A 22,190-nucleotide genomic window follows, 5' to 3' on the forward strand; every position below is an offset into this window, starting at 1 on the left:
CTTGGCGATCAATTGGATTGGCGGTTGATTTCGTAGCTGGCCGAGACACCGATCGACTTGGTGAACGGGATCAGCTGGTTGAGGTACACATCCACCCATTCGATGCCGTTGCCGACGCTGGACTTGGGCACGAACACCACGTCGCCGCGCTGCAGCAGTACCGGTGCCGCCCCGGCGTTCCCGGCGATCATGAACTTGCGGTAGTCGAAGAAGTAAGTCTTGTAGCGCCCGTCCTCGCCTTCGCGCAGCAGGGCGATGTTGCGGCTGTCGCCCACCGACAGCAGCCCCCCGGCACCGACGATGGCCTGTTCCAGGGTGGTGGTGACGGTCACTGGCAGGGACGCCGGGTTGCGCACCGACCCGCCGACGAACACCGTGTTGCCCGGCGCCTGGTTGATGTTCACGGTCAGCGCCGAGTCCTGGTAGATGTTCTTCAGCTTGCTTTCCAGGACCTGGGTCAACTGCTCGGGGGTCAGCCCCGCCGCCTTGACCTGGCCGGCATAGGGATAGGAGAAGGTGCCGTCGTTGAGCACGGTGAACAACGTCAGCTCGTAGATCGAGTTGGCGGTGAAGGCCGAGATCGACGGCGCCTCGCCGGTATTGCGGACGATGCGCAGGGTATCTCCCGGACGGATGCGCTGCGGCGGCAGCGGCTTGCCAGCCAGGGCCTCGCCGGCCCGGTGGCCTTGCTCGAGGTCCTGTCCGGGAGGCAGTTCAACTTTCGCCGGTATGGAACAGGCGCACAGCATGAGAACACTGGAAATCAGCAGCAGTCTTTTCATCGGGCGGTCTTCCTGGCGTCGTGCATAGTCACAATTCCCTGTCGGGCCAGATTCGGCGGTAGAACGCGGTTTCAGGTCTTGGCAGGCTCGGCGGGAACCCGTCCATAAATATCGTTGAAGCGCACGATGTCGTCTTCGCCGAGGTATTCCCCGCTCTGCACCTCGATCATCACCAGGTCGATCACCCCGGGATTGACCAGACGGTGGGTACGACCGGGCTTGATGAAGGTCGATTCGTTGGTGTTGAGCAGGAATTCGTCCTCGCCATTGGTCACCCGGGCCATGCCGCTGACGACGATCCAGTGCTCGCTGCGATGGTGGTGCATCTGCAGCGACAACGAGGCGTCAGGCTTGACCATGATGCGCTTGATCTTGAAGCGTGGCCCTTCCTCGAGCACGGTATAGGTGCCCCAGGGCCGGGTCACGGTACGGTGCAGCTTGTAGGCGTCGTGGCCCAGGCGCTTGAGTTCCTGGGCGATCAGCTTGACGTCCTGGCTGCGCTTGCCGTCGGCCACCAGCAGGGCGTCGGGCGTGTCGATGATGATCAGGTTGTCCAGGCCGACCCCGCCCACCAGGCGCTTGCGCGAGTCGATGTAGCAGTTGCTCACGTCATGCAGCACGGTCTGGCCGCTGCACTGGTTGCCGTGTTCGTCGGCGGGGGTCAGTTCCCGCACCGCCTGCCACGAGCCGATATCGCTCCAGCCGAGCTGGCAGGGCACCACGGCGACTTTCTTCGAGCGCTCCATGACGGCGTAGTCGATGGAGATATCCGCGGCCTGGGCGAAGCTGTCGCCGTCCAGTTCCACTTGCAGTTCGTGCTTGCCCTCCTTGCGGTGGCTCAGCTCCAGGCAGCGTTCCACGGCGCTGACCACGTCGGGTACGAACTCCCGCAGCTCCTGGAGGATCGCATCGGCGCGCATGCAGAACATGCCGCCGTTCCACAGGTGCAGGCCGCCGTCGACATAACGCTGGGCCGTGGCGGCGTCGGGTTTCTCGATGAAGCGGCTGACCTGGAAGCTGTCATGGTTCAGGCCCTGGCCTTTCTCGATGTAGCCGAAGCCGGTTTCGGCATGGGTCGGCACTATGCCGAAGGTCACCAGCCAGCCTTGTTCGGCCAGTTGCCGGGCCCGGCTCACGGCGGCGGCGAACGCGGACAGGTCCTTGATCAGGTGATCGGCCGGCAGCACCAGCAACTGCGCGTCCTCGCCGTACAGGCGGCTGACGTGCAGGGCCGCGGCGGCGATGGCAGGCGCGGTGTTGCGGCCGAAGGGTTCGAGGATGAAGTCCAGGTCGACCCGCTTCTTGTTCAGCAGGCGGTAGTCATCCAGGGTACGGAAGAACACGTCGCGGTTGGTCACCGTCAGCAGGCGGCCGACGTCGTCCAGGGCCGTCGCGCGCTCGAAGGTCTTCTGCAGCAGGCTTTCGCCATCGGGCAGGCGCATGAAGGGTTTGGGCATTGCCTCGCGGGATACCGGCCACAGACGGGTGCCGGCACCGCCAGCGATGATGCAGGGAATGAGTGTGCTCATTCAGAAGGCCTCGCGGGTCATGATCACGGAGGGAACGGTGCGGAACAGGATGTACAGATCGAACCAGACCGACCAGTTTTCGATGTATTCCAGGTCGAATTCGACACGTTTCTCGATTTTCTCCAGGGTATCGGTTTCGCCCCGGTAGCCATTGATTTGCGCCAGCCCGGTGATTCCCGGCTTGACCCGGTGGCGCGAAGTGTATTCCTTGACCGCCTCTTCGAAGAGGATGCCGGCGGCCTTGGTGGCGGTGGCATGGGGGCGTGGGCCGACCATGGACATGCTGCCGCCGAACACGTTGAACAACTGCGGCAGTTCGTCGAGGCTGGTCTTGCGGATGAAGCGCCCGACCCGAGTGATGCGTGGATCGCCACGGGTGGTCTGCTTTTCGGCATTGGCATCGCTCATGTGCTGGTGCATGGAGCGGAACTTGTAGACCTGGATCAGGCGGTTGTTGTAGCCGTAGCGCTTCTGCTTGAACAGCACCGGGCCCCTGGAGTCGAGCTTGATGGCCAGGGCCACCAGCAGCATCACCGGGGACAGCAGCACCAGGGCGATGCTCGAGAGGACCATGTCCTCCAGGCGCTTGAAGAACGGCGACCACCCCCGCAGCGGTACTTCGGAGGCGTTGAACATCGGCAGGTTGGCGACTTCGGTGATGCGGTTGTGCGCATGCCGGAAGGCCACCATGTCCGGCACCAGCAACACGTTCACCGGTAGCCTGCGCAGTTCGCGGATCACGTAGGCCATGCGGTTCTCCGCCGACCAGGGCAGGGCCACCAGCACCTGGGTGACCTTTTCCTCGCGGATCAGGCGTTCCAGATCGCTGGAGTTGCCCAGCAACGGCAGATTGCACAACACCTTGGGCAGGCGACCGATGCGATCATCGATGAAACCGGTGACCCCGGAGCGGATGTCCTGGTGCTGGGCCAGGTATTCGGCCAGGCGCTGGCCGTTCTCTGTGGCGCCCAGGATCACCGCGTTCTGCAGGAAGACGCCGCGTTGCATCAGTTGCTGGAACAGGGTCAGGAGGATCAGGCGCTCGATGCCGAACAGCACGAAACTGCCAAAGAACCAGGCCAGCAGACCGCGATTGTCGACGGCGTTGAACATCTGCATCGAGTGATGCATGAACAACAGTACGCAAAAGGAGGCCGACCAGGCGAACAGGGTCAGTTGGAAACGCAGCAAGTTGCTGAAGATGGATTCGGCGTAGACCCCCAGGGCCTGGAAGATCAGCACGCTGATGACGCCGAAGAACACCAGGATGGTCAGGTCGCTCTTCAGGATGTTGGGCAGGTCGTTCGCCAGCAGGAGCAGCAAGAGTCCTGGAAGGATCGCGGTCATGCCGTGGACTACGCGGATACCGAACAGGAAGTACTCGACCATGCTGGGGCGAGTCAGTAACAGGCTGTCTACAGGTTGCAACCGCATAAGATCAATTCCCTCGACCCAAGGCACACCGGTTGACTGGAAGAACCGGCCACATCTTCGAGCATTCACTTCGCATCCCAGGAGCCCTGCTCGAGGTGCTCCACGCCACTGCCGGCCTGGTCGCGTTTCACCGGGGGGGCAGGCGCTATCCATGGCGGGGCGGAGCTCCCGATGCCGATCGACCCGTTGTCGAGCCTGCTCATCCAGATGACTTGGCTGAGTAAAGCTCATGAAACAGAAGCTTGCGAATTGAAAACAGCCAAGCGATGAAAGATCTTTTTTTGCGTGCCCTTTATCTCCCTTGCAGCCTGATAAAAGGCGTGCGAAGCCTGTTGCCGGCAAAAAATAATGATGGGCGACAGATCTTTTCCTCGACGGCCAGGGTCCACATTTTCCGCAGCTATTGAACACGGGAGGCATGACCAATGAGTGAACACAAGGCGTTGTTGATCCTGCACGGCAAGCAGGCACTCAACGAAGAGCTGCGGGCTGCGGTCCAGGCCAGGCGTGCGGCGGGCTGGGAGTTGGCGGTGCGCCTGACGTGGGAGGCTGGGGATGCCCAGCGCCTGGTGGGGGAGGCGCTGGACGCCGGTTACCGGCAACTGATCGCCGGTGGTGGCGATGGGACGTTGCGCGATGTCGCCCAGGCCTTGGCCGAAGCCTCGCAGCCGGCCAGCCTGGTGCTGCTGCCTCTGGGAACGGCCAATGATTTCGCGCGGGCGGCCGGCGTGCCACTGGATCCAGCGGCGGCCCTGGACTTGCTGGATGTTCCAGCCCGCCCGGTGGATCTGGGGGTGGTCGGCGGGCAGGTTTTCCTGAACATGGCCACCGGCGGTTTCGGCAGCCAGGTCACGGCCAATACCTCGGAGGACCTGAAGAAGGTCCTGGGCGGCGTCGCCTACCTGTTCACCGGGCTGTCACGGTTTGCCGAGTTGAGCGCCGCCTATGGCGAGTTGCAAGGGCCGGATTTCCATTGGAATGGTGAACTGCTGGCCCTGGGCATCGGCAACGGTCGCCAGGCGGGCGGCGGCCATGAACTCTGTCCCCAGGCGCTGGCCGATGACGGTCTGCTCGACGTCAGTATCCTGCCGGCGCCCCAGGAGCTGGTGGGCACCCTGAAGAACCTGCTGGCCGGGGGGATGGCGATCGACAAGCTGTTCGTTCGCACCCGCCTGCCCTGGGTCGAGATAAAGGCCTCGCGGGGGCTGGATATCAACCTCGACGGCGAGCCCCTGCAAGGCGACCGGCTGCGCTTCGAAGTCTGGCCCGCGGCCTTGCAGGTGCATCTGCCTGCCGATTCACCGCTGTTGGGCGGCGCTGGTTGACTCAGTCGTCGAGGCTGATGATGCGCTCGCGTACGGCGAACAGCACCAGCCCTGCGACGTCGAAGATCTGCAGGCGCTTCATGATCTGGGAGCGATGGGTTTCCACGGTCTTGATGCTCAGGCCTAACCCCTGGGCGATTTCCCGGGTGGACTTGCCGCGCACGATCAGGCGCAGGATCTCCAACTGGCGGGCTGTCAGGTTGTGGTTGTCCCTCGGCGGCGGCTGGGACTTCTGGTTGCGGGTCAAGGCCTGGGTGATGACGGTATGGGCGATAGCCGGGCTCAGGTAGCGCTCGTCGTTGCGCAGCGCTTCGAGGGCGTGTTCCAGTTCAGTGGCGGAGGTGTCCTTGAGCAGGTAGCCGTGGGCTCCGGACTCCAGCGCCTGCATGATCAGCGTCGGGTCGGTGTGCATCGACAAGATCAACACCTTGCTGTGCGGGTGGGTGGCCTTTAGCTGTCGCAGGGCCTCCAGGCCGCCGGTGTGCTTCATCGACAGGTCCAGGAGGACGATGTGCGGTCGCAGTTTCTCGACCATTTCCAACAGGTGTGCACCATCGTCGGCCTCACCGATCACGGCATATCCAGGGATATCCATGACCAGGGCACGCACGCCAGCCCTGATGAGCGAGTGGTCATCCACCAAAAGTAAATTACAGGTCAATGTAGAACCTTATTCGTGCTGGCCCGTTCCAGGGTGCGAGGGGCCCAGGGAAAGAGTGCTTCGATCTGGGTGCCCTGGTCGGTCTCGCTGGTGACCTTGAGGAACCCGCCCAGTTGGTTGATTCGTTCTTGCATCCCGGCCATGCCACGTTGGCCCTGGGCGCCGGGGTTGGCGGCAGGGGAAAACCCCTGGCCGTCATCGCTGATGAACAACGACAGGCCTTCGGGCAGGCGTTGCAGGCGCACCAGCAGGTTGTGCGCCCGGGCATGCCTAAGGGTATTGGTCACCGCTTCCTGGGTGATACGGAATGCCGCGACGGCCATTTCTTCCGGGATACCCGACAAGCGTTGGTGGCATTCCAGGCTCCAGTGCACCGAGGTGTTTTCCAGGGTCTTGAGCAGGTGGGCGCGCAGGCTCGCCTCCAGGCCCAGGCTGGTCAATTGCCGAGGGTTGAGGATGGCGGAAACGTCGCGGACCTTGGTCAGGGTCTCTTCCAGGGTGGTGCCGAGCAGGGCGAAATGCTCCTGCAGGTCTTCCGGTTGGCGACGCTTGAGCCAGTCGGCCTGAAGCTTGGCGGCCGTCAACAACTGGCCGATATCATCGTGCAATTCACGGCTGAGCCGGTGACGTTCGTTTTCCTTGACCTGCAGCAGGCGTTCGGCGAGTTCCTGGGGCTGGAAGCGGATGGACTTGCGCGAGTAGCCGTACTGCCCCCAGACGCAGGCCAGCGCCGCCATGTTGAGGAACACCAGGATCAGCGGCAGGGAATCCCCGAGGCAATAGACCAGTACGGTGCCCGCTGCCGAGCCAGAGCACAGCAACAGGCTGAGCCAGCGCAGGTGATCATGGGAGGGCGGCCAGGAGAAAAGTGACTTGAGACTGGCGTACATGACGGATGGAGCCAATGAATGTTCGCTGCGAAGAGCTTGGTCAGGAATGGATGGCCAGGCTTGTTTGAGAAACGGTGCTATTTGAATATCCGCTTGCAATCAACTCTGCCCGTATCTCTGCTACAGGCTCGATAGTGGTTGTCGACATTGGAGTCAATAGGCCATTAAGTCTGTCCATTAATGCGCCGCATAATACCACCGAAGATACTGCTGGTCGCGCCAAAGTGCCTGGGCATATATGTCCCGAAGGTCAGGAAAGCCATGGCCGATCACTTCTGTCCCGGGTTGCCGGGGGGATATTGCGAGCAATGAATTCGGGATAATCCGCTGCTGCGGGTACACGCAAGTCCCCGGGACAATCAATGCCGGGTTGGACGCAAGTTGAAATTGTTTTAGTAGCTTATGTCGTTCTTGGGTATGTGCTGTTCAATAACGACAGGCAATTGGATAGTTAGCCGCCTACTTATTTATCTTGTGCAGCTTGGCCATCGTCGTTCGATGTTCTCTATCCGGCACCTGGTGGTTAGTGCAACTTCAGTGCCGGCAAGATGGGTGCGAGCAGGTGCAGTTCTGCGATACCTGGTCGGCCAGTTCCTCGATCAGCATCAGTTGTTCGCTGTCATCCATGTTGAGCTGGCCATCGCGCGGGTCGATCAGTTCCAGTTGCCAGGCCATCAGCGTCAGGCAGCTCTTGAGTGCCTCGAGGATCTGGTCGTTGAGGTCCAGCGGATGCTGGGGCCGCTTGAGCAGACCATGGATGTGCTGGGAAAACTCCGAGAGTGGGCTGATGGCATGATGTGCCGCGCACTGTGCCAGGCGTTGCAGGGTCACGAGCAGGCAATTGATGGCTTCTTCATCGTTCCTGATCAAGTGCAGGTGGCTCAGGCAGTCTTCCGATTTGGCCAGCAGGGTCTGGGCTTCAAGCAGGAATTCGGGCAGGGGCGTGGTGCACTCATGGCCGTCCTTTAGCATGCTTATCTCCATGACTTCGTTTCCGATGGCGGGATAGGGCGTAGGCTGAACGGTTTCAATTTGGCAGGCGTTTTGGGAGTTTGAATATTAGTCAAGTCTGGCGTTTTTTCAGCAGTCGCAACCGGGCGCGATGAAGGACTTTCATCGTGTGCCGCTGGCAGCCGGATACCGTTCACAGCAAAGCGGCGCCTGGCCGCTGGGGTTCTGTGAGCAGGGGCATTTCGGCTTGAAAGGGGGCCGGGCCACCCTTTTGCGATCAAAAACAAAAGCCTGACTCCATTCATGCAATGAGAATGGCGTCACATTAATGGCTATTGGATATTGCGAATATCAGGCTGGTCCTGATTGTTGATAGGGGAATCCCTTAGGCAGGGGAACCTTCCGTCGAGATAGAGGTCTCGGCGGCGCAGCAGCAGTGCTGCTGAATTGACCGCCGCAGTAAAGCATGATGTTAATGTGACATCAATGGCTTTGTGTGGCAATTTGCACACGGGTCAAGATACGGCGTACCTGGCCGATATCTGTATTTAGTGAATTCATCAGTACAGCCCAGGAGTCATTAATGGCCGGCATTCTCGACACGGTAGATCAACGCACGCAACTGGTGGGTGAGAATCGACTGGAAATCCTCATGTTCCGCCTGGCCGGTCGACAGCTGTTCGCGATCAACGTCTTCAAGGTCCAGGAAGTCCTGCAACTGCCGAAACTGACCCTGATGCCCCAGCGCCATCCATTCGTCTGCGGCGTGGTCAACCTGCGGGGCCAGACCCTGCCGGTGATCGACCTGTCCCAGGCCATCGGCATGCGTCCGCTGGTACCCGGGCCCAACAGCACCATCATCGTCACCGAGTACAACCGCTCGGTGCAGGCGTTCCTGGTGGGCGGTGTGGACCGCATCGTCAACATGAACTGGGAAGCCATCATGCCGCCGCCCTCCAGCGCCGGCCGCCAGCACTACCTGACCGCCATCAGCAAGGTCGATGACCAGTTGGTGGAAGTCATCGACGTCGAGAAGGTGCTGGCCGAGATCGTGCCGTACAACGCCAAGGTTTCCCGCGACAAGCTCGACGACCCGCTGCTGGCCCGTGCCCGTGGTCGCGAGGTGCTGCTGGTGGACGACTCCAACGTGGCCCTGTCGCAGCTGCGCGATACCCTGGGCCAGCTGGGAGTGAAAATGCACATCGCCAGCGACGGCCTCAAGGCCCTGAAGATGCTCAAGGCCTGGGCCGACACCGGGGCCGACATGACCGAGAAGCTGCTGATGGTGTTCACCGACGCCGAGATGCCGGAGATGGACGGCTATCGCCTGACCACCGAGATCCGCAACGACCCACGCCTGCGCGGGCTCTACGTGGTGCTGCACACCTCGCTGTCGGGCAGCTTCAACGAGTCCATGGTCAAGAAGGTCGGCTGCGACAACTTCCTCTCCAAGTTCCAGCCCGACAAGCTGGTGGATGTAGTGCGCCAGCGCCTGCTGCTGGACGAAGTCGACGCCTGAGCCCGGGTGCCAGCGCCATGGATCTTTGTTTCACCGGGGCGCTGGTATAGGGTGGGCGTTTTTCCCCCGTAGGGAGCAAGACATGCGTCTTAGCGCGCTTTATCGATATCCGTTGAAATCCGCCAGGGGCGAAACCCTGCAACAGATCGGCCTGGACAAGCTCGGCCTCGAGGGGGACCGCCGCTGGATGCTGGTGGATGAGGCCAGCGGGCGTTTCCTGACCCAGCGTGCCGTGGGACGCATGAGCCAGCTCTCGGCGCTGTGCAATGCCCAGGGCGGCCTGACTCTCAGCGCCCCAGGCCTGGCCTCGTTGGAAGTGGCACTACCGGATGAGACGGCGGCCTTGCGTGGCGTGACCATCTGGCAAGACACCTTGCGGGTCCCCGATGCCGGCGACGAGGCCGGAGCCTGGGTCAGCGAGTTCATCGGCAAACCCACGCGCCTGGTGCAGGTCCCGCTGGAGCGGGCGCGGACCACCGCCGCCGGTTATGGCAAGGATGATGACCAGGTGGCCTTCGCCGACGGTTTTCCCCTGCTACTGATCGGCCAGGCGTCCCTGGACGACCTGGCGAGCCGGGTTGGCCGGCCTCTGGAGATGCTGCGGTTCCGGCCCAACCTGGTGGTCGAGGGGGGCGAAGCGTTCGCCGAGGACAGCTGGAAGCGGGTGCGTATCGGCGATATAGAGTTCCGCGTGGTCAAGCCCTGCTCGCGCTGCATCCTCACCACCATCGATCCGCAGACGGGCGAGCGCAGTCCTGATCGTGAGCCCCTGGCGACCTTGCAAAAGTACCGGGCCCGGGAGGATGGGGCGATGTTCGGCCAGAACCTGGTCAACGATGGGATTGGTCAGTTGCAGGTGGGCATGCCGGTGACCGTCCTCGAATAGCCTTCGTGGCGAAAAAAATGCCCGTCCCCTGGTGGGGGGACGGGCATTTTTCATGCGTTGGTGAAAGCCGGGCGAGGGATCAGCCGCGGTATTCGCACAGGTAGGCAGTGTCTACTGCGACCTTGAGCTGGAACTTGCTGTTGGCCGGTACGTTGAAGTGGCTGCCGGCAGAGAAGGTCTGCCACTCGTCGCTGCCTGGCAGCTTGACGGTCAGGGCGCCGGAAACCACATGCATGATTTCCCGTTGCGCAGTGCCGAATTCGTATTCGCCCGGGGCCATGACGCCAATGGTGGCAGGACCTTCGGCCGTGCCGAAGGCAATCGACTTGACGGTGCCGTCGAAGTACTCGTTGACTTTAAACATGGGCGATTCCTCAAGAATGGGTCAAAAAGGCCGGCCAGTATGCACAAGCCCCGAAGGGCCGTCACCTGTCGCCATCAAGCAAGCACCAGCGGCAGCAGGCGCGCGGTATTGCGGGCATCTTCCAGGGCTCGATGCTGCTGGCCATTGAACTGCATCCCGGCCAGTTGCAAGGCGGTATTCAGCCCCGGGGGGCGTTCCAGGCGCCGGGCCTTGGCGAAGCGTTGCTTGAGATTCATGTGCGGTACGTCGACGAGCAAGCTGCGCAGCTGCTGGTTGTGCCATTCCTGCTGCAATTGCTTGCGATCGTAGTCGCCCCAGCTGGCCCAGCCTTCCAGGCGCGGTCGATGCTGGGCCAACCAGCGCTCGAACAGGGGCCAGACCTCGCTCAAGGGCGCGGCGCCGTCGATATTGGCCTGGGTGATATGGGTCAGCTCGCGGCAGAACGGCGTCAGCATCGGGCGCCTCACGGGCCGGACGAAACGCTGGAAGTGGTCCTGTTCCCGACCCTCTCGGTTGACCAGGGTAGCGCCGATCTCGATGATTTCCATCTCGCTCACCGGCCAGCCCCCTTCATCGGTCGTGGCTTCCAGATCTATTACCAGCCAGTGGGGCATCACGAATTCCAGCCTTCAACCATCTCGATGACGCTTGAGCGTAGCCAAAGCCTGGGATTCCGCCTAGGGGGAGCGCCGGGCGGAGCCCGATCCGCCCTGACGCCGATGGGCCTGCCGGGTTATTCCACCTCCAGCAGCACCTGGCGGTTCTTCACCTGGTCGCCGAGGCCGACCTGGACCCGGGTGATCGTCCCGTCGATCCCGGCCTTGAGCGGATGCTCCATCTTCATCGCTTCCAGCACCAACAACAGCTGGCCCTTGCTGACGCGCATGCCCTCGCTTACCAGCACGTCGACGATAGCGCCATCCATCGGCGCCTTGAGCGTCCCCGAATGGGCGCCCGATGGGCTCTGGACCGGGGCATGGGTCCGGTCCTGCAGGTGCAGGCTGCCTTGTTGGCTGTGCAGCCAGAGTTCCTGGTTTTCCAGGTGATAGGCGTAGTGCCGGCGGATGCCGCCAACCTCCAGGATGGCCCGGCGTCCGTCGGCGCTGCAGACCTTCAGCTCCACTAACTGCCCTGCCTGCCGGACCTGCACCTGGCCTGCGGTCCCCGGGCTCAGTTGCAAGGACCACTGCCGTTGCTCCTGCCCCAGGCAATAGTGCAGCGCTACACCGGCGTTGTTGCGCCAGGCGGCGAGCGGCCCGGCATGGGCCTTGGCGCCGTGGTGATGAAACAGCGCGGCGGCGATGGCCAGTTCCTCGTGGCCGGGAAGCTGCGGTTGCAGGCTCGGATCCTCGGCAAAGTGTTCGGCGATGAATGCCGTGCTGAACCGGCCGCTGGCGAACACCGGGTGCCCGAGCAGGTTGGCCAGCAGGCGCCGGTTGCTTTCCAGGCCCAGCAACACGCAATCCTCGACGCCGCGCAGCAGCTTGCGCCGGGCTTCCTCGCGGGTGGCACCGTGGGCGATCAGCTTGCCCAGCATCGGGTCATAGAAGGGGCTGATCCACTGGCCTTCCTGTACGCCATGATCGGTGCGGATGCCCGGCGCCGGCTCCCAGCGCAGCACCTGGCCGGTCTGGGGCAGAAAACCCTGGGCCGGGTCCTCGGCATACAGGCGCACTTCGATGGCGTGGCCGGACAAGCGCACCTGTTCCTGCTTCAGCGGTAGTGGCTCGCCGGCAGCCACTTGCAGTTGCAGGGCCACCAGGTCCAGGCCGGTGACCAGTTCGGTGACCGGGTGCTCCACCTGCAGGCGGGTGTTCATTTCCAGGAAGTAGAAGTGCCCCCGGGCATCGAGCAGGAACTCCACGGTGCCGGCGCCAACATAGTCCACGGCCCGTCCGGCCTTGAGCGCCGCTTCGCCCATGGCCTGGCGTAGTTCTTGGGTCATGACCGGGCAGGGCGCCTCCTCGACGACCTTCTGGTGGCGGCGCTGGATCGAACAGTCGCGCTCGCCGAGGTAGATCAACTGTCCGTGATGGTCGCCGAAGACCTGGATCTCCACGTGGCGCGGCTCGACCAGCGCTTGTTCCAGGATCAGCTCGTCGCTGCCGAAGGCGTGCAGCGCCTCGGAGCGCGCGGTCCTGATCTGCTCCAGCAGTTGCCCGGGTTCCTGCACCAGGCGCATGCCGCGCCCACCGCCACCGGCACTGGCCTTGATCATCAACGGATAACCGATGCGCTGGGCTTCGCGCTGCAAGGTGGCATCGTCTTGCTCTTCGCCCTGGTAGCCCTGGATGCAGGGCACGCCGGCCTCGAGCATGGCGATCTTCGAGCGGCGCTTGCTGCCCATCAGCTCGATGGCCGCGGGGCTGGGGCCGATGAAGGTGATGCCGGCGGTCTCGCAAGCCGCGGCGAACTCGGCGTTCTCCGAAAGAAAGCCGTAGCCGGGATGGATGGCATCGGCACCGCTGCGCCGGGCCGCATCGAGGATTGCGGCACTGTCCAGGTAGGACTGCCGGACCGGCGCGGGGCCTATGCGCACGGCTTCGTCCGCCATGCGCACATGGGGCGCCTCGGCGTCGGCGTCGCTGAATACGGCGACGGTGCGATAGCCCAGCTGCTGGGCGGTGCGCTGGATCCGGCAGGCGATTTCGCCACGGTTGGCGATCAGGATCTTGGTGAACGCGGGCATCGTAGGCTTCCTGTGTCTGTGTGGGGCGTCAGCCGGCCCAGGACGGTTGGCGTTTCTGCACGAAGGCCAGGGTGCCCTCGGTGCCTTCCTCGCCGCTGACGGCCTGGGCGAAGTCGTCGGCGGCCTGGTCCAGCAGCGACCCCAGGGGCTGGTCGACGCTGGCCAGCAGCAGGGCCTTGGTCCGTGCATTGGCCCCGGGGGCGCAGCGCAGGACCTGCGCCAGTTGCTGCTCCAGGCGCTCCTGCCGCGCCGTGGCATCGTTCTCGACGAAGTGCACCAGGCCCAGTTGCCGGGCCTGTTCGCCATCGAAGCGGGCGGCGGTCAGCGCCAGGCGCCGGGCCTGGGTCAGGCCGATGCGCCGGACCACGAACGGGGCGATCTGCGCCGGCAGCAGGCCGAGGCTGGTTTCCGGCATGCCGAACTGCGCCGAGTGCTCGGCGATGGCGATATCGCTGACGCAGGCCAGGCCAAAGCCGCCGCCGAGCACCGCGCCCTGCAGTACGCAGACCAGCACCTGGGGGATGTTCTGCGCTTCTTCGAGCAACGCCCCGAAGGCCCGGTTCAATTCACGGTAGGCCGCATTGCCCCGGGCCCGGGCGCCGGCCATGTCCTTGAGGTCGCCACCGGCGCAAAAGTGTCCGCCGGCGCCTTGCAGCACCAGGGCCCGGATGCTGCGGCGCTCGCTCACGGCGGCCAGCACCGCGCGCAATTCCGCCACCATCTCGAGGCTCATGGCGTTGCGATTCTCGGGGCGGTTGAAGGTGATGAACAGCACGCCGTCGCGTGATTCCAGCAACAGGGTCTGGCAACTCGGCAACAGGCTCATTTTTTCTTCCCGGGCAGGATGCCCATGAGTTTGCAGATGATCCCCAGCATGATTTCGTCGGCACCGCCGCCGATGGACACCAGGCGCACATCGCGATAGGCCCGGGCCACCGGGTTGTCCCACATGAAGCCCATCCCGCCCCAGTATTGCAGGCAGCTGTCGCTGACCTCGCGACCCAGGCGCCCGGCCTTGAGCTTGGCCATGGAGGCCAGGCGGGTCACGTCCTGGCCGCGCACGTATTGTTCGGTGGCCTGGTACACCAGGGCCCGCAGGCACTCGATTTCGCTGGACAGTTCGGCCAGGCGGAAATGAATCACCTGGTTGTCGATCAGCGGGTTGCCGAAGGTCTTGCGCTCCTTGCAGTACTCGATGGTGCTGTCGATGCAGTACTCCAGGCCCTTGATCATGTTCGCCGCGCCGAACAGCCGCTCTTCCTGGAATTGCAGCATCTGCATCATGAACCCGGCGCCTTCGTGGCCGATGCGGTTGCGCTGGGGCACCCGCACGTTGTCGAAGAACACCTGGGCGGTTTCCGAGCTGCGCATGCCGAGCTTGTCCAGAGGCGGACTGAGGCTGATGCCGGGGGTGTTCATCGGCACCATGATCAGCGACTTGTTGACGTGGGGCTTGTCGTCCGAGGTATTGGCCAGCAGGCAGATGAAATCGGCGCTGGGGGAGTTGGTGATCCACATCTTGCTGCCATTGATCACGTAGTCATCGCCGTCCTTGCGGGCGTGGGTCTTGAGCCCGGCCACATCGGAGCCGGCCCCGACCTCGGAAACGCCGATGCAGCCCACCTGCTCGCCGCTGATGGCCGGGCGCAGGAATTCCTCGCGCAGCTCGTCGGAGCCGAAGCGCGCCAGGGCCGGGGTGCACATATCGGTCTGCACGCCGATGGACATGGGAATCCCGCCGCAGCGGATGGTGCCGAACTCCTCGGCGGCAACGATCGAGTAGCTGTAGTCCAGGCCCATGCCGCCGAACTTCTCTGGCTTGGAGATGCCCAGCAGGCCCAGCTCGCCGGCCTTGCGGAAAATCTCGTGGATGGGGAAGCGTCCGGCTTCTTCCCATTCATCGACATGGGGGTTGATCTCGCGCTCGACAAAATGGCGCACCGTGCGCCGCAGTTCTTCGTGTTCCTGGGTGAAGATCATTGTTGTTGTCCTTCTCAAGTTGAGTGACGTCACCAGCGGATCTTTTTGTCCCGCTACCTGCGGGCCGTTCTGCGCGATCAGAACCGCGCCACGCCAAAGCTGTTGGGTTGCAGCGGGCGCACCTGGGCCTCATGGCAGATGTCCAGCAGCAGACCCAGCAAGGTGCGCGTGTCACGCGGGTCGATCAGGCCGTCGTCCCACAGGTTGGCGCTGCCGTACAGTGCGGTGGACTGGCTGTCGAGCTTCTGCGCGGTGGCCTGCTCCAGCATGTCGAGCATCTTCGGGTCGGCCTCCTGGCCGTTCTTGGCGTGCTTGGCCTCGGTGACGATGCGCAGCACCTTGCCGGCCTGGGCACCGCCCATCACCGCGGTGCGGCTGTTGGGCCAGGCAAAGATGAAGCGCGGGTCCAGGCCGCGGCCGCACATCGCATAGTTGCCGGCGCCGTAGGAACCGCCGACCACGATGGTCAGTTTCGGCACCCGGGCGTTGGCCACCGCCTGGATCAGCTTCGAGCCGTGCTTGATCACCCCTTGCTGCTCGGATTCGGTGCCGACCATGAAACCGGTGGTGTTGTGGAAGAACAGCAGCGGTGTCTGGCTCTGGTCGCAAAGCTGGATGAACTGCGCGGCCTTGCTCGCGCCCTGGGGTGTGATCGGGCCGTTGTTGCCGATGAAACCGCAGGCCCGGCCCTGGATCTGCAGGTGACCGCAGAGGGTCTGGGCATCGAACTCGCCCTTGAACTCCAGGAACTGCGAGCCGTCCGCCAGGCGCGCGACGATTTCCCGGGCGTCGTAGGGTTTCTTCGGGTCGTCGGGAACCAGCCCCAGCAGTTCCTCTATCGGGTACAGCGGTTCGCTCCAGGTCCTGGGCGGCTGTGCCGGCAGTTGGGCATTCCAGGGCAACAGGCTGACGATCTCGCGGACGATGCGGATGCCGTCGGCATCGTTTTCCGCCAGGTATTCGGCGGTACCGGCAACCTGGGCATGCATTTCGGCGCCGCCGAGCTGTTCGTCGGTGGCCACTTCGCCAGTGGCGGCCTTGAGCAAGGGCGGCCCGGCGAGAAACAGCTTGGCCTTGCCGCGCACCACTACCACGTAGTCCGACAGCCCGGGCTGGTAGGCGCCGCCGGCGGTGGCCGAGCCATGCACCACGGTGATCTGCGGCAGGCCCATGGCCGACATCCGCGCCTGGTTGGCGAAGCTGCGTGCGCCCTCGACGAAGATCTGCGCCGCGTAGTTGAGGTTGGCGCCGCCGCTTTCGGCCAGGGTCACCACCGGCAGCTTGTTCTCCATGGCGATCTGTTGCAGGCGCAGGGATTTGTACAGGCCGCTGGGGGAAATGGTGCCGCCCTTGATCGCGCTGTTGTTGGCCGCCACCAGCACGCGCACCCCGCAGACGTAGCCGATACCGGCGATCAGGCCGCCGCCGGCCTGGCTACCGTCCTTGTCGTCGTGCAGCTTGTAGCCGGCCAGGCCGGCTAGTTCGAGGAACGGTGCGCCCGGGTCCAGCAGTAGGTTGAGGCGTTCCCGGGGTAGCAACTGCCCGCGCTGTTCAAACTTGGCCTTGGCCTCGGCGGCCTTGTCCAACTGGTGTTGCTGGATATCGCGCAGTTGTTGCAGGCCGGCCAGCATGGCCGCTTGGTTCTGGGCGAACTGCGGGCTGTGAGGATCGAGCTGGGAGTGGATCACCGGCATGGCTTATTCCTCGCCCTTGAGCACATCGGGCAGGTAGGCCCGATGAAAACCGTTGTACGAGTGGCTGTTGCGCGCCTTGCCCAGGGGCCAGGCGCGGCTGCCGAGGCTGGCGGCGCCGTCGATGCGCAAGGTGCTGCCGCTGATGAAGGCCGCGCCGGGGCTGAGCAGGAACACGATGGCCGCGCTGACTTCCGATTCGCTGCCGATGCGCTTGAGCGGCACATGCTCGCGCAGGGTGGGAATCACCGCCTTGAAGGCGCCTTCATAGGTGTCCATGCCGCTGGAAGCGATCCAGCCCGGGGCCACGGCGTTGACCCGTACCCCGGCATGCCCCCATTCGTAGGCGGCGGTCTTGGTGAAGTTGTCCATCCCCGAGCGCGCAGCGCCGGAATGGCCCATGCCGGGCATGCCGCCCCACATGTCGGCGAGCATGTTGACGATGCTGCCGCCGTGCTTGCTCATGGACTGGTTGAACACTTCCCGGGCCATGAGGAAACCGCCCACCAGGTTGGTGCGCAGCACGGTCTCGAAGCCCTTCTGGTTGATCGAGGCCAGGGGCGCCGGGTACTGGCCGCCGGCGTTGTTCACCAGGCCGTGGATCGGACCAAAGCGCTCGATCAGCTCACCGACCAGGGCCTTGACCGCCTCCTCGTCGCGAATGTCGCAAGCCCGCCAATCCACCAACCCACCGTCCTCGGCGATCTCGCCGGCGACCTGCTGGAGTTTTTCCGCCTTGCGCCCCACCAGCAGCACCCGGGCGCCCAGGGCCGCCAGCTCATGGGCGGTGCAACGGCCGATGCCACTGCCGCCGCCGGTGACGAGGATGGTCTGGCCGGCAAACAATTGCGCTTTGAAGATCGAGTCGTACACCACGGCAGCTCCTTAATTGACGGCGTCGGCGATGCGCTGGGGCACCGGGATCTGGATTTCCAGCAGTTGCTGGGCGAAGGCCTTGCCCTGGGGGTCGATGCGCAGGCTGGCGACGCCACCGCCGCCCAGGGCGTTTTCCAGGAGGAAGTTGAGGCTATGGGTGCCCGGCAGGTACCAGCGCTGGACCCGGCCATGGACCGGGTCCAGCACATGGCTCATCCAGTCCACCAGGACTTCCGGGGCCAGGGCCTCGGCGATCCACGGCAGGTAGTCCGGGTGGCGGGCCATGACCCCGATGTTGCTGTGGTTGCCCTTGTCGCCGGAGCGGGCCACGGCCAGCTTGACCAGGGGCACGCTGGCATCGGCCTGGCCCCGGGGCCTGGGCAATGGGTGGGGAACGGGCAGGGCGCCTGGGTCCAGCGGCTCGGGCCCCGGCAGGGCGCAGGCATGGCGCTGGCCGGCGAAGTCGATTTCCAGGTGGCAGCGGTCCTTGTCCAGCAGGAAGGAGAACAGGCGGATCACCGGGTACACCGTCGGTCGTCCGCCGACGATGCCGGTCAGTCCCGGGGCCATGCCGGTGGCGGCCTGGGCGATTTCCCGGGAGAACAGCACCAGGGCCGCCTTGTGCGGATGGCGCACGGCCAGCTTGATCACCACTTCGCGGCTGTCCTGGCGCTGGCCGTGGGGGCCATAGGTGGCCTCGCTGCCCAGTAGTTCGATGTTCACTTCGCTGTAGGGGCCCCAGCCGCGCTGGCTGAACATCTCGCTGGTCTTGTCGATGATCGCCTGGCTCACCCGACGCGCCTTGGCCACCGCGTCGATGCCGGCCAGCAGGCAACTGGCGGTGCAGCGGAAACCGTCCGGATAGGTGGCACTGACCTTGTATTGATGGCTGGGGGGCATGCCCCGGGCGCCCTGGACGCTGACTCGGTCGGCCGCTTCCTGACGCAATTGCACCTGGGAAAAATCGCAGGTCACGTCCGGCAGCAGGTAGGCCTGGGGGTTGCCGATCTCATACAGCAGTTGCTCGCCCACCGTCAGCGGGCTGACCAGGCCGCCCGTGCCCGGTGCCTTGCTCACCACGAAACGGCCGTCGGCCTGGACTTCCACCACGGGGAAACCGATGTGCTCGTAGTCCGGCACGTCGCGCCAGTCGGTGAAGTTGCCGCCGGTGCACTGCGCGCCGCACTCGATGATGTGCCCGGCCAGGGCGGCCTGGGCCAGGCGGTCGTAGTCCTGCCAGGACCAGGCGAACTCGTGCACCAGGGCGGCGCTGACCACGGCGCTGTCGACCCCGCGCCCGGTGATGACGATGTCGGCCCCCAGTTCCAGGGCGGCGACTATTCCCGGGGCGCCGAGATAGGCGTTGGTGGAGACGCACAGGGGCGGTAGTGGGGCGCCGGTGAACATTTCCACGATACCGGCGCCGGCCAGCTCCTTGAGCTGTGGTTGCAGGTCGTCGCCCAGCAGCACGGCGACCTTCAGCGGCACCCCGGCCTTGGCGCAGGCGGCGCGCAGGGCGTCGGCGCAGGCTTGGGGATTGACCCCGCCGGCATTGCTGATGACGCGGATGTTCTGGGCGTGGATCGAGTCCAGCAGCGGCGTGAGTACTTCGACGAAGTCCGTGGCGTAGCCCGCCGCCGGATCCTTCATACGGGCCCCGGCCATGATCGACAGGGTGATCTCGGCCAAATAGTCGAACACCAGGTAGTCCAGGCGGGCGCCTTGCACCAGTTGCGCGGCGGCGCTGCTGGTGTCGCCCCAGAAGGCGCTGGCACAGCCGATTCGTATGGTCTTGGTCATGGCGGGGCTCTCGAGAAAAGAACTGCACGGAGGCTACCAAGCAAGCGCTTGGTTTGTAAATGCCCTGGTCTATTCTTCTACCCAAGCGCTTGCTTGGGGGCGGTGGGGAGCTTAAATTGCGCGCGCCATGCCCGGTTTTACCGGGGCCGGCGCCAGAGCTATCGATGAAATGAAGTAGGAGAACACCGGTGGACGAGCAAAAAGCCTTGCAGGTGGTGCGCGAGCTGATCGCCAGCGGGCAGGTGACCGACCCCGAGAGCGCCCGGGGCAAGCTGTTGCGCACGGCTGCGCATCTGTTTCGCAACAAGGGCTACGAACGCACCACCGTGCGCGACCTGGCTGGTGCGGTGGGGATCCAGTCCGGCAGCATCTTCCACCACTTCAAGAGCAAGGACGACATCCTGCGGGCGGTGATGCAGGAGACCATCCACTACAACACCGCGTTGATGCGCGCCGAGCTGGCCGAAGCCGGCAGCGTGCGTGAGCGGGTGCTGGCGCTGATCCGCTGCGAGCTGCAGTCGATCATGGGCGGCAGTGGCGAGGCCATGGCGGTGCTGGTCTACGAATGGCGCTCGCTATCGGCCGAGGGCCAGGCGGCGGTCCTGGCCCTGCGCGATATCTACGAGCAGATCTGGCTGCAAGTGCTGGGCGAGGCCAAGGAAGCCGGTTTCATCAGGGGCGATGTGTTCATCACCCGGCGTTTTCTCACCGGCGCCTTGTCCTGGACCACCACCTGGTTTCGCGCCGAGGGCAGCATGACCCTGGAGCAACTGGCGCAAGAGGCTTTGCTGCTGGTGCTCAAGGATCGCTGATACGTCGATTAATTATCGCTTGCCAGATTGTCGAAGCGTCCGAAAACGCCTAGCTTTACGGCATTCCCATTCTCTTGCCCGAGGGGTGTTGCCTTGATGTCCCTGCCTCTGCGGCCAGCCTTGCGCATGCTTTTGCTGGCTCTGGCAACACTTTGGGTCGCTCCGGCCTCCTCGGCGCAACTGGTGCGGGTCGCGGCGGCCCATTTTCCTCCTTACACCGTGCGCCCTGAAACCGGGGCCGACACTGGCCTGCTGCCGCAACTGGTGGAGGCGCTGAACCAGTCCCAGAGCGATTACCAGTTCGTCCTGGTGCCCACTTCGATTCCCCGGCGCTTTCGCGATTTCGAGCAGGGGCGGGTGGACATGGCGATCTTCGAGAACCCGGCCTGGGGCTGGCAGGACATCGAGCACACCAGTGTCGACATGGGGCTCGAGGATGCGGAGATCTTCGTCGCCCAACGCCAGCCCGGGCGCGGCCAGGCGTACTTCGCCGACCTTACGGGCAAGCGCCTGGCGCTGTTCAGCGGTTATCACTACGCCTTCGCCCAGTTCAATGCCGATACCCGTTACCTGGCCGACGCTTTCAACGCCACGCTGACCTATTCCCATGACAGCAACTTGCTGATGGTCTTGCGCGGCAGGGCGGATATCGCCCTGGTGACGCGTTCCTACCTCAGCGACTTCCTGGCCCGCAACGTCGACAGCACCGAACGCTTGCTGGTCTCCGAGCGCATCGACCAGATCTACCACCACTACAGCCTCATCCGACCCAAGGCGCCCATCAGCGCCGAGGATTTCGCCGGGTTGTTGCAAAGGCTGCGGGACAACGGCCAGATGCTGAAGATCTTCGAGCCTTATCGCATTGCGGTGAAGCCCGTTCCCCACGCTTGAGTCCGTTTCCGGCCCGGTTCACGCCGGGCTAAATTTTTCCTGGCGGCCCACGTCACTTGGTTGAATGCCCATTCGACGGTGACCTTGCCATGGCCCTTGTGAATCAGCTGAACGTTGACCCCCTAGGCACTGGCGCCATGCTGGGCATCGACGAGATTGCCGCACGGCGGATGCTGTTCCAGGCAATGCCTGTGCAAGGGCAGGAGTCCGGGCCCCTGGGTGCACAGGCCATCGAGGCGGCCCGCCAGGACCGCCTGGCGTTCTGGCTGTCGGTCCAGGTGCATGCCTTGTACCTGGACCCACCGGGTTGCGAGCGCCCCCCGGTTCCCAGCCATGAGCCTGCTTGTGCCGGGCATGACCGTTGTCGGTATTGCCAACAGGCATTCGATCTATTGCACAAACGTGCGGCGTTGCTGGTCCTGGGCCGGAGTGGCCTGCTCGAGGGCTGAACTCGAGCGCCTCTGGTGCTGGGCATCATGGCCCGGCACCGGTCGCGGGTCAGCGACGGGCGAAGGTGTCGGGGCGGCTACCCGAGACTTTGCGGCAATGCACCAGGGCATCGCGAATCATGAAGTTCACCAGCGTCGGCGAAACGCCCAGCTCCTTGGCGATGTCTTTCTGTGGGACACCATGCAAGCGATACATCTCGAAGGCATAGCGAGTGCGCGAGGGCAGCTCGGTCAGTGCTTCGGCAATGTTTTCCAGAGTGGAGAAGTTCATGTGGGAAGTTTCAGGTGAGGCGCCATGGACGACGACGTTCAAGCCTTCTTCTTCGGTACCCGAGTACTTCTGCTCCAGCGCCTGCTTGCGATAGTGATCGATGGCCAGGTTGCGCACGATCTGGAACAGATAGCTGAGCTGGGCCTTGAACGAGGAGGTGATTTGCGGTGCCGATTGCAAGCGGAAAAACGCGTCTTGAACCACATCTTCAGCTCGTGACCGGCAGCCGGTGATACGCGCTGCAATCTTGACCAGGATCAGTCTGTTGTCGACAAATGCCTGGAGTAACGGTGAATCGCACCTGCTTGTGGATACTTGTTCCGTCATGGAAATCACCTTGTTGCAAAGAGGGTAGTGGGACTACTGAAACGTCAGACGCGTCCTACACAT

The 22,190-nt window shown here is 63.9% G+C and carries 21 protein-coding genes; 6 read left to right on the top strand and 15 right to left on the bottom strand.

All coding sequences use genetic code 11. The features are described from left to right. Positions 1–8 precede the first annotated feature (8 nt). The 3 genes from H7A76_RS25055 to H7A76_RS25065 form a co-directional block, all read right to left on the bottom strand. A complete protein-coding gene (locus H7A76_RS25055) occupies positions 9–782 on the bottom strand; it encodes a polysaccharide biosynthesis/export family protein (RefSeq protein WP_185700990.1) in 774 nt (257 codons plus the stop codon). Between the two features lie 71 nt (positions 783–853). Continuing rightward, positions 854–2,311 carry a mannose-1-phosphate guanylyltransferase/mannose-6-phosphate isomerase gene (locus H7A76_RS25060; protein WP_185700991.1) on the bottom strand — a complete coding sequence of 486 codons (1,458 nt, stop codon included), beginning with the start codon at positions 2,309–2,311 and terminating at the stop codon, positions 854–856. Further along, positions 2,312–3,745 (bottom strand): undecaprenyl-phosphate glucose phosphotransferase, encoded by a 1,434-nt coding sequence (locus H7A76_RS25065; RefSeq protein ID WP_185700992.1) that lies wholly within the window; start codon positions 3,743–3,745, stop codon positions 2,312–2,314. A gap of 425 nt (positions 3,746–4,170) precedes the next feature. Between H7A76_RS25065 and yegS the strand changes: the two genes are divergently transcribed. After that, positions 4,171–5,070 carry a lipid kinase YegS gene (gene yegS / locus H7A76_RS25070; RefSeq protein WP_185700993.1) on the top strand — a complete coding sequence of 300 codons (900 nt, stop codon included), beginning with the start codon at positions 4,171–4,173 and terminating at the stop codon, positions 5,068–5,070. A 1-nt stretch (position 5,071) separates the two neighbouring features. Here yegS and H7A76_RS25075 read toward each other — a convergent pair whose 3' ends face one another. The 3 genes from H7A76_RS25075 to H7A76_RS25085 form a co-directional block, all read right to left on the bottom strand. Continuing rightward, positions 5,072–5,731, bottom strand: coding sequence for a response regulator transcription factor (locus H7A76_RS25075; protein WP_185700994.1), 660 nt, complete (start codon positions 5,729–5,731; stop codon positions 5,072–5,074). Continuing rightward, entirely contained in the window at positions 5,728–6,621 is an 894-nt protein-coding gene (locus H7A76_RS25080; protein ID WP_185701043.1) for a sensor histidine kinase, read from the bottom strand. Before H7A76_RS25080 ends, H7A76_RS25075 begins: the two co-directional genes overlap by 4 nt. A gap of 534 nt (positions 6,622–7,155) precedes the next feature. After that, on the bottom strand, positions 7,156–7,593 hold the full coding sequence (locus H7A76_RS25085) for a hypothetical protein (RefSeq protein ID WP_185700995.1): 438 nt from the start codon (positions 7,591–7,593) through the stop codon (positions 7,156–7,158). Between the two features lie 562 nt (positions 7,594–8,155). Between H7A76_RS25085 and H7A76_RS25090 the strand changes: the two genes are divergently transcribed. Together H7A76_RS25090 and H7A76_RS25095 are read left to right on the top strand one after the other, a co-directional pair. Continuing rightward, the gene (locus H7A76_RS25090) at positions 8,156–9,091 is read left to right on the top strand and encodes a chemotaxis protein CheV (RefSeq protein WP_185700996.1); all 936 of its coding nucleotides are present in this window, start codon (positions 8,156–8,158) and stop codon (positions 9,089–9,091) included. Between the two features lie 82 nt (positions 9,092–9,173). Continuing rightward, positions 9,174–9,977, top strand: coding sequence for an MOSC domain-containing protein (locus H7A76_RS25095; RefSeq protein WP_185700997.1), 804 nt, complete (start codon positions 9,174–9,176; stop codon positions 9,975–9,977). A gap of 79 nt (positions 9,978–10,056) precedes the next feature. Here the strand turns inward: H7A76_RS25095 and H7A76_RS25100 are convergent, their stop codons facing one another. The 8 genes from H7A76_RS25100 to H7A76_RS25135 form a co-directional block, all read right to left on the bottom strand. Next, positions 10,057–10,341 carry a pyrimidine/purine nucleoside phosphorylase gene (locus H7A76_RS25100; protein ID WP_185700998.1) on the bottom strand — a complete coding sequence of 95 codons (285 nt, stop codon included), beginning with the start codon at positions 10,339–10,341 and terminating at the stop codon, positions 10,057–10,059. Positions 10,342–10,415: 74 nt separating this feature from the next. Then, positions 10,416–10,955 (bottom strand): exonuclease domain-containing protein, encoded by a 540-nt coding sequence (locus tag H7A76_RS25105; RefSeq protein WP_185700999.1) that lies wholly within the window; start codon positions 10,953–10,955, stop codon positions 10,416–10,418. Positions 10,956–11,074: 119 nt separating this feature from the next. Beyond that, a complete protein-coding gene (locus tag H7A76_RS25110) occupies positions 11,075–13,030 on the bottom strand; it encodes an acetyl/propionyl/methylcrotonyl-CoA carboxylase subunit alpha (protein ID WP_185701000.1) in 1,956 nt (651 codons plus the stop codon). A gap of 28 nt (positions 13,031–13,058) precedes the next feature. After that, a complete protein-coding gene (locus H7A76_RS25115; protein ID WP_185701001.1) occupies positions 13,059–13,856 on the bottom strand; it encodes an enoyl-CoA hydratase/isomerase family protein in 798 nt (265 codons plus the stop codon). Next, positions 13,853–15,010: a citronellyl-CoA dehydrogenase gene (atuD, locus tag H7A76_RS25120; protein WP_185701002.1), complete on the bottom strand. Its 1,158-nt coding sequence runs from the start codon at positions 15,008–15,010 to the stop codon at positions 13,853–13,855. Before atuD ends, H7A76_RS25115 begins: the two co-directional genes overlap by 4 nt. Before the next feature lie 77 nt (positions 15,011–15,087). After that, positions 15,088–16,704: a geranyl-CoA carboxylase subunit beta gene (gene atuC / locus H7A76_RS25125; RefSeq protein ID WP_185701003.1), complete on the bottom strand. Its 1,617-nt coding sequence runs from the start codon at positions 16,702–16,704 to the stop codon at positions 15,088–15,090. Positions 16,705–16,707: 3 nt separating this feature from the next. Next, positions 16,708–17,577: an SDR family oxidoreductase gene (locus H7A76_RS25130; protein ID WP_185701004.1), complete on the bottom strand. Its 870-nt coding sequence runs from the start codon at positions 17,575–17,577 to the stop codon at positions 16,708–16,710. Positions 17,578–17,586: 9 nt separating this feature from the next. Continuing rightward, positions 17,587–19,377, bottom strand: a complete 1,791-nt coding sequence (locus H7A76_RS25135; protein ID WP_185701005.1) for an acyclic terpene utilization AtuA family protein — start codon at positions 19,375–19,377, stop codon at positions 17,587–17,589. Positions 19,378–19,565: 188 nt separating this feature from the next. On the opposite strand from H7A76_RS25135, the gene H7A76_RS25140 reads away from it, so the two are divergent. The 3 genes from H7A76_RS25140 to H7A76_RS25150 all read left to right on the top strand — a co-directional run bounded on the left by H7A76_RS25140 (position 19,566) and on the right by H7A76_RS25150 (position 21,529). Further along, positions 19,566–20,189, top strand: coding sequence for a TetR family transcriptional regulator (locus H7A76_RS25140; protein WP_185701006.1), 624 nt, complete (start codon positions 19,566–19,568; stop codon positions 20,187–20,189). A gap of 96 nt (positions 20,190–20,285) precedes the next feature. Continuing rightward, a complete protein-coding gene (locus tag H7A76_RS25145) occupies positions 20,286–21,080 on the top strand; it encodes a substrate-binding periplasmic protein (RefSeq protein WP_185701007.1) in 795 nt (264 codons plus the stop codon). An 89-nt stretch (positions 21,081–21,169) separates the two neighbouring features. After that, the gene (locus H7A76_RS25150) at positions 21,170–21,529 is read left to right on the top strand and encodes a hypothetical protein (RefSeq protein ID WP_185701008.1); all 360 of its coding nucleotides are present in this window, start codon (positions 21,170–21,172) and stop codon (positions 21,527–21,529) included. 49 nt (positions 21,530–21,578) lie between these two features. On the opposite strand, the gene H7A76_RS25155 is transcribed toward H7A76_RS25150, so the two are convergent. After that, the gene (locus tag H7A76_RS25155; protein ID WP_185701009.1) at positions 21,579–22,127 is read right to left on the bottom strand and encodes an RNA polymerase factor sigma-70; all 549 of its coding nucleotides are present in this window, start codon (positions 22,125–22,127) and stop codon (positions 21,579–21,581) included. Positions 22,128–22,190: the final 63 nt, after the last annotated feature.

It is taken from the genome of Pseudomonas sp. MSSRFD41 (assembly GCF_014230245.1).
Lineage (GTDB): Bacteria > Pseudomonadota > Gammaproteobacteria > Pseudomonadales > Pseudomonadaceae > Aquipseudomonas > Aquipseudomonas piscis.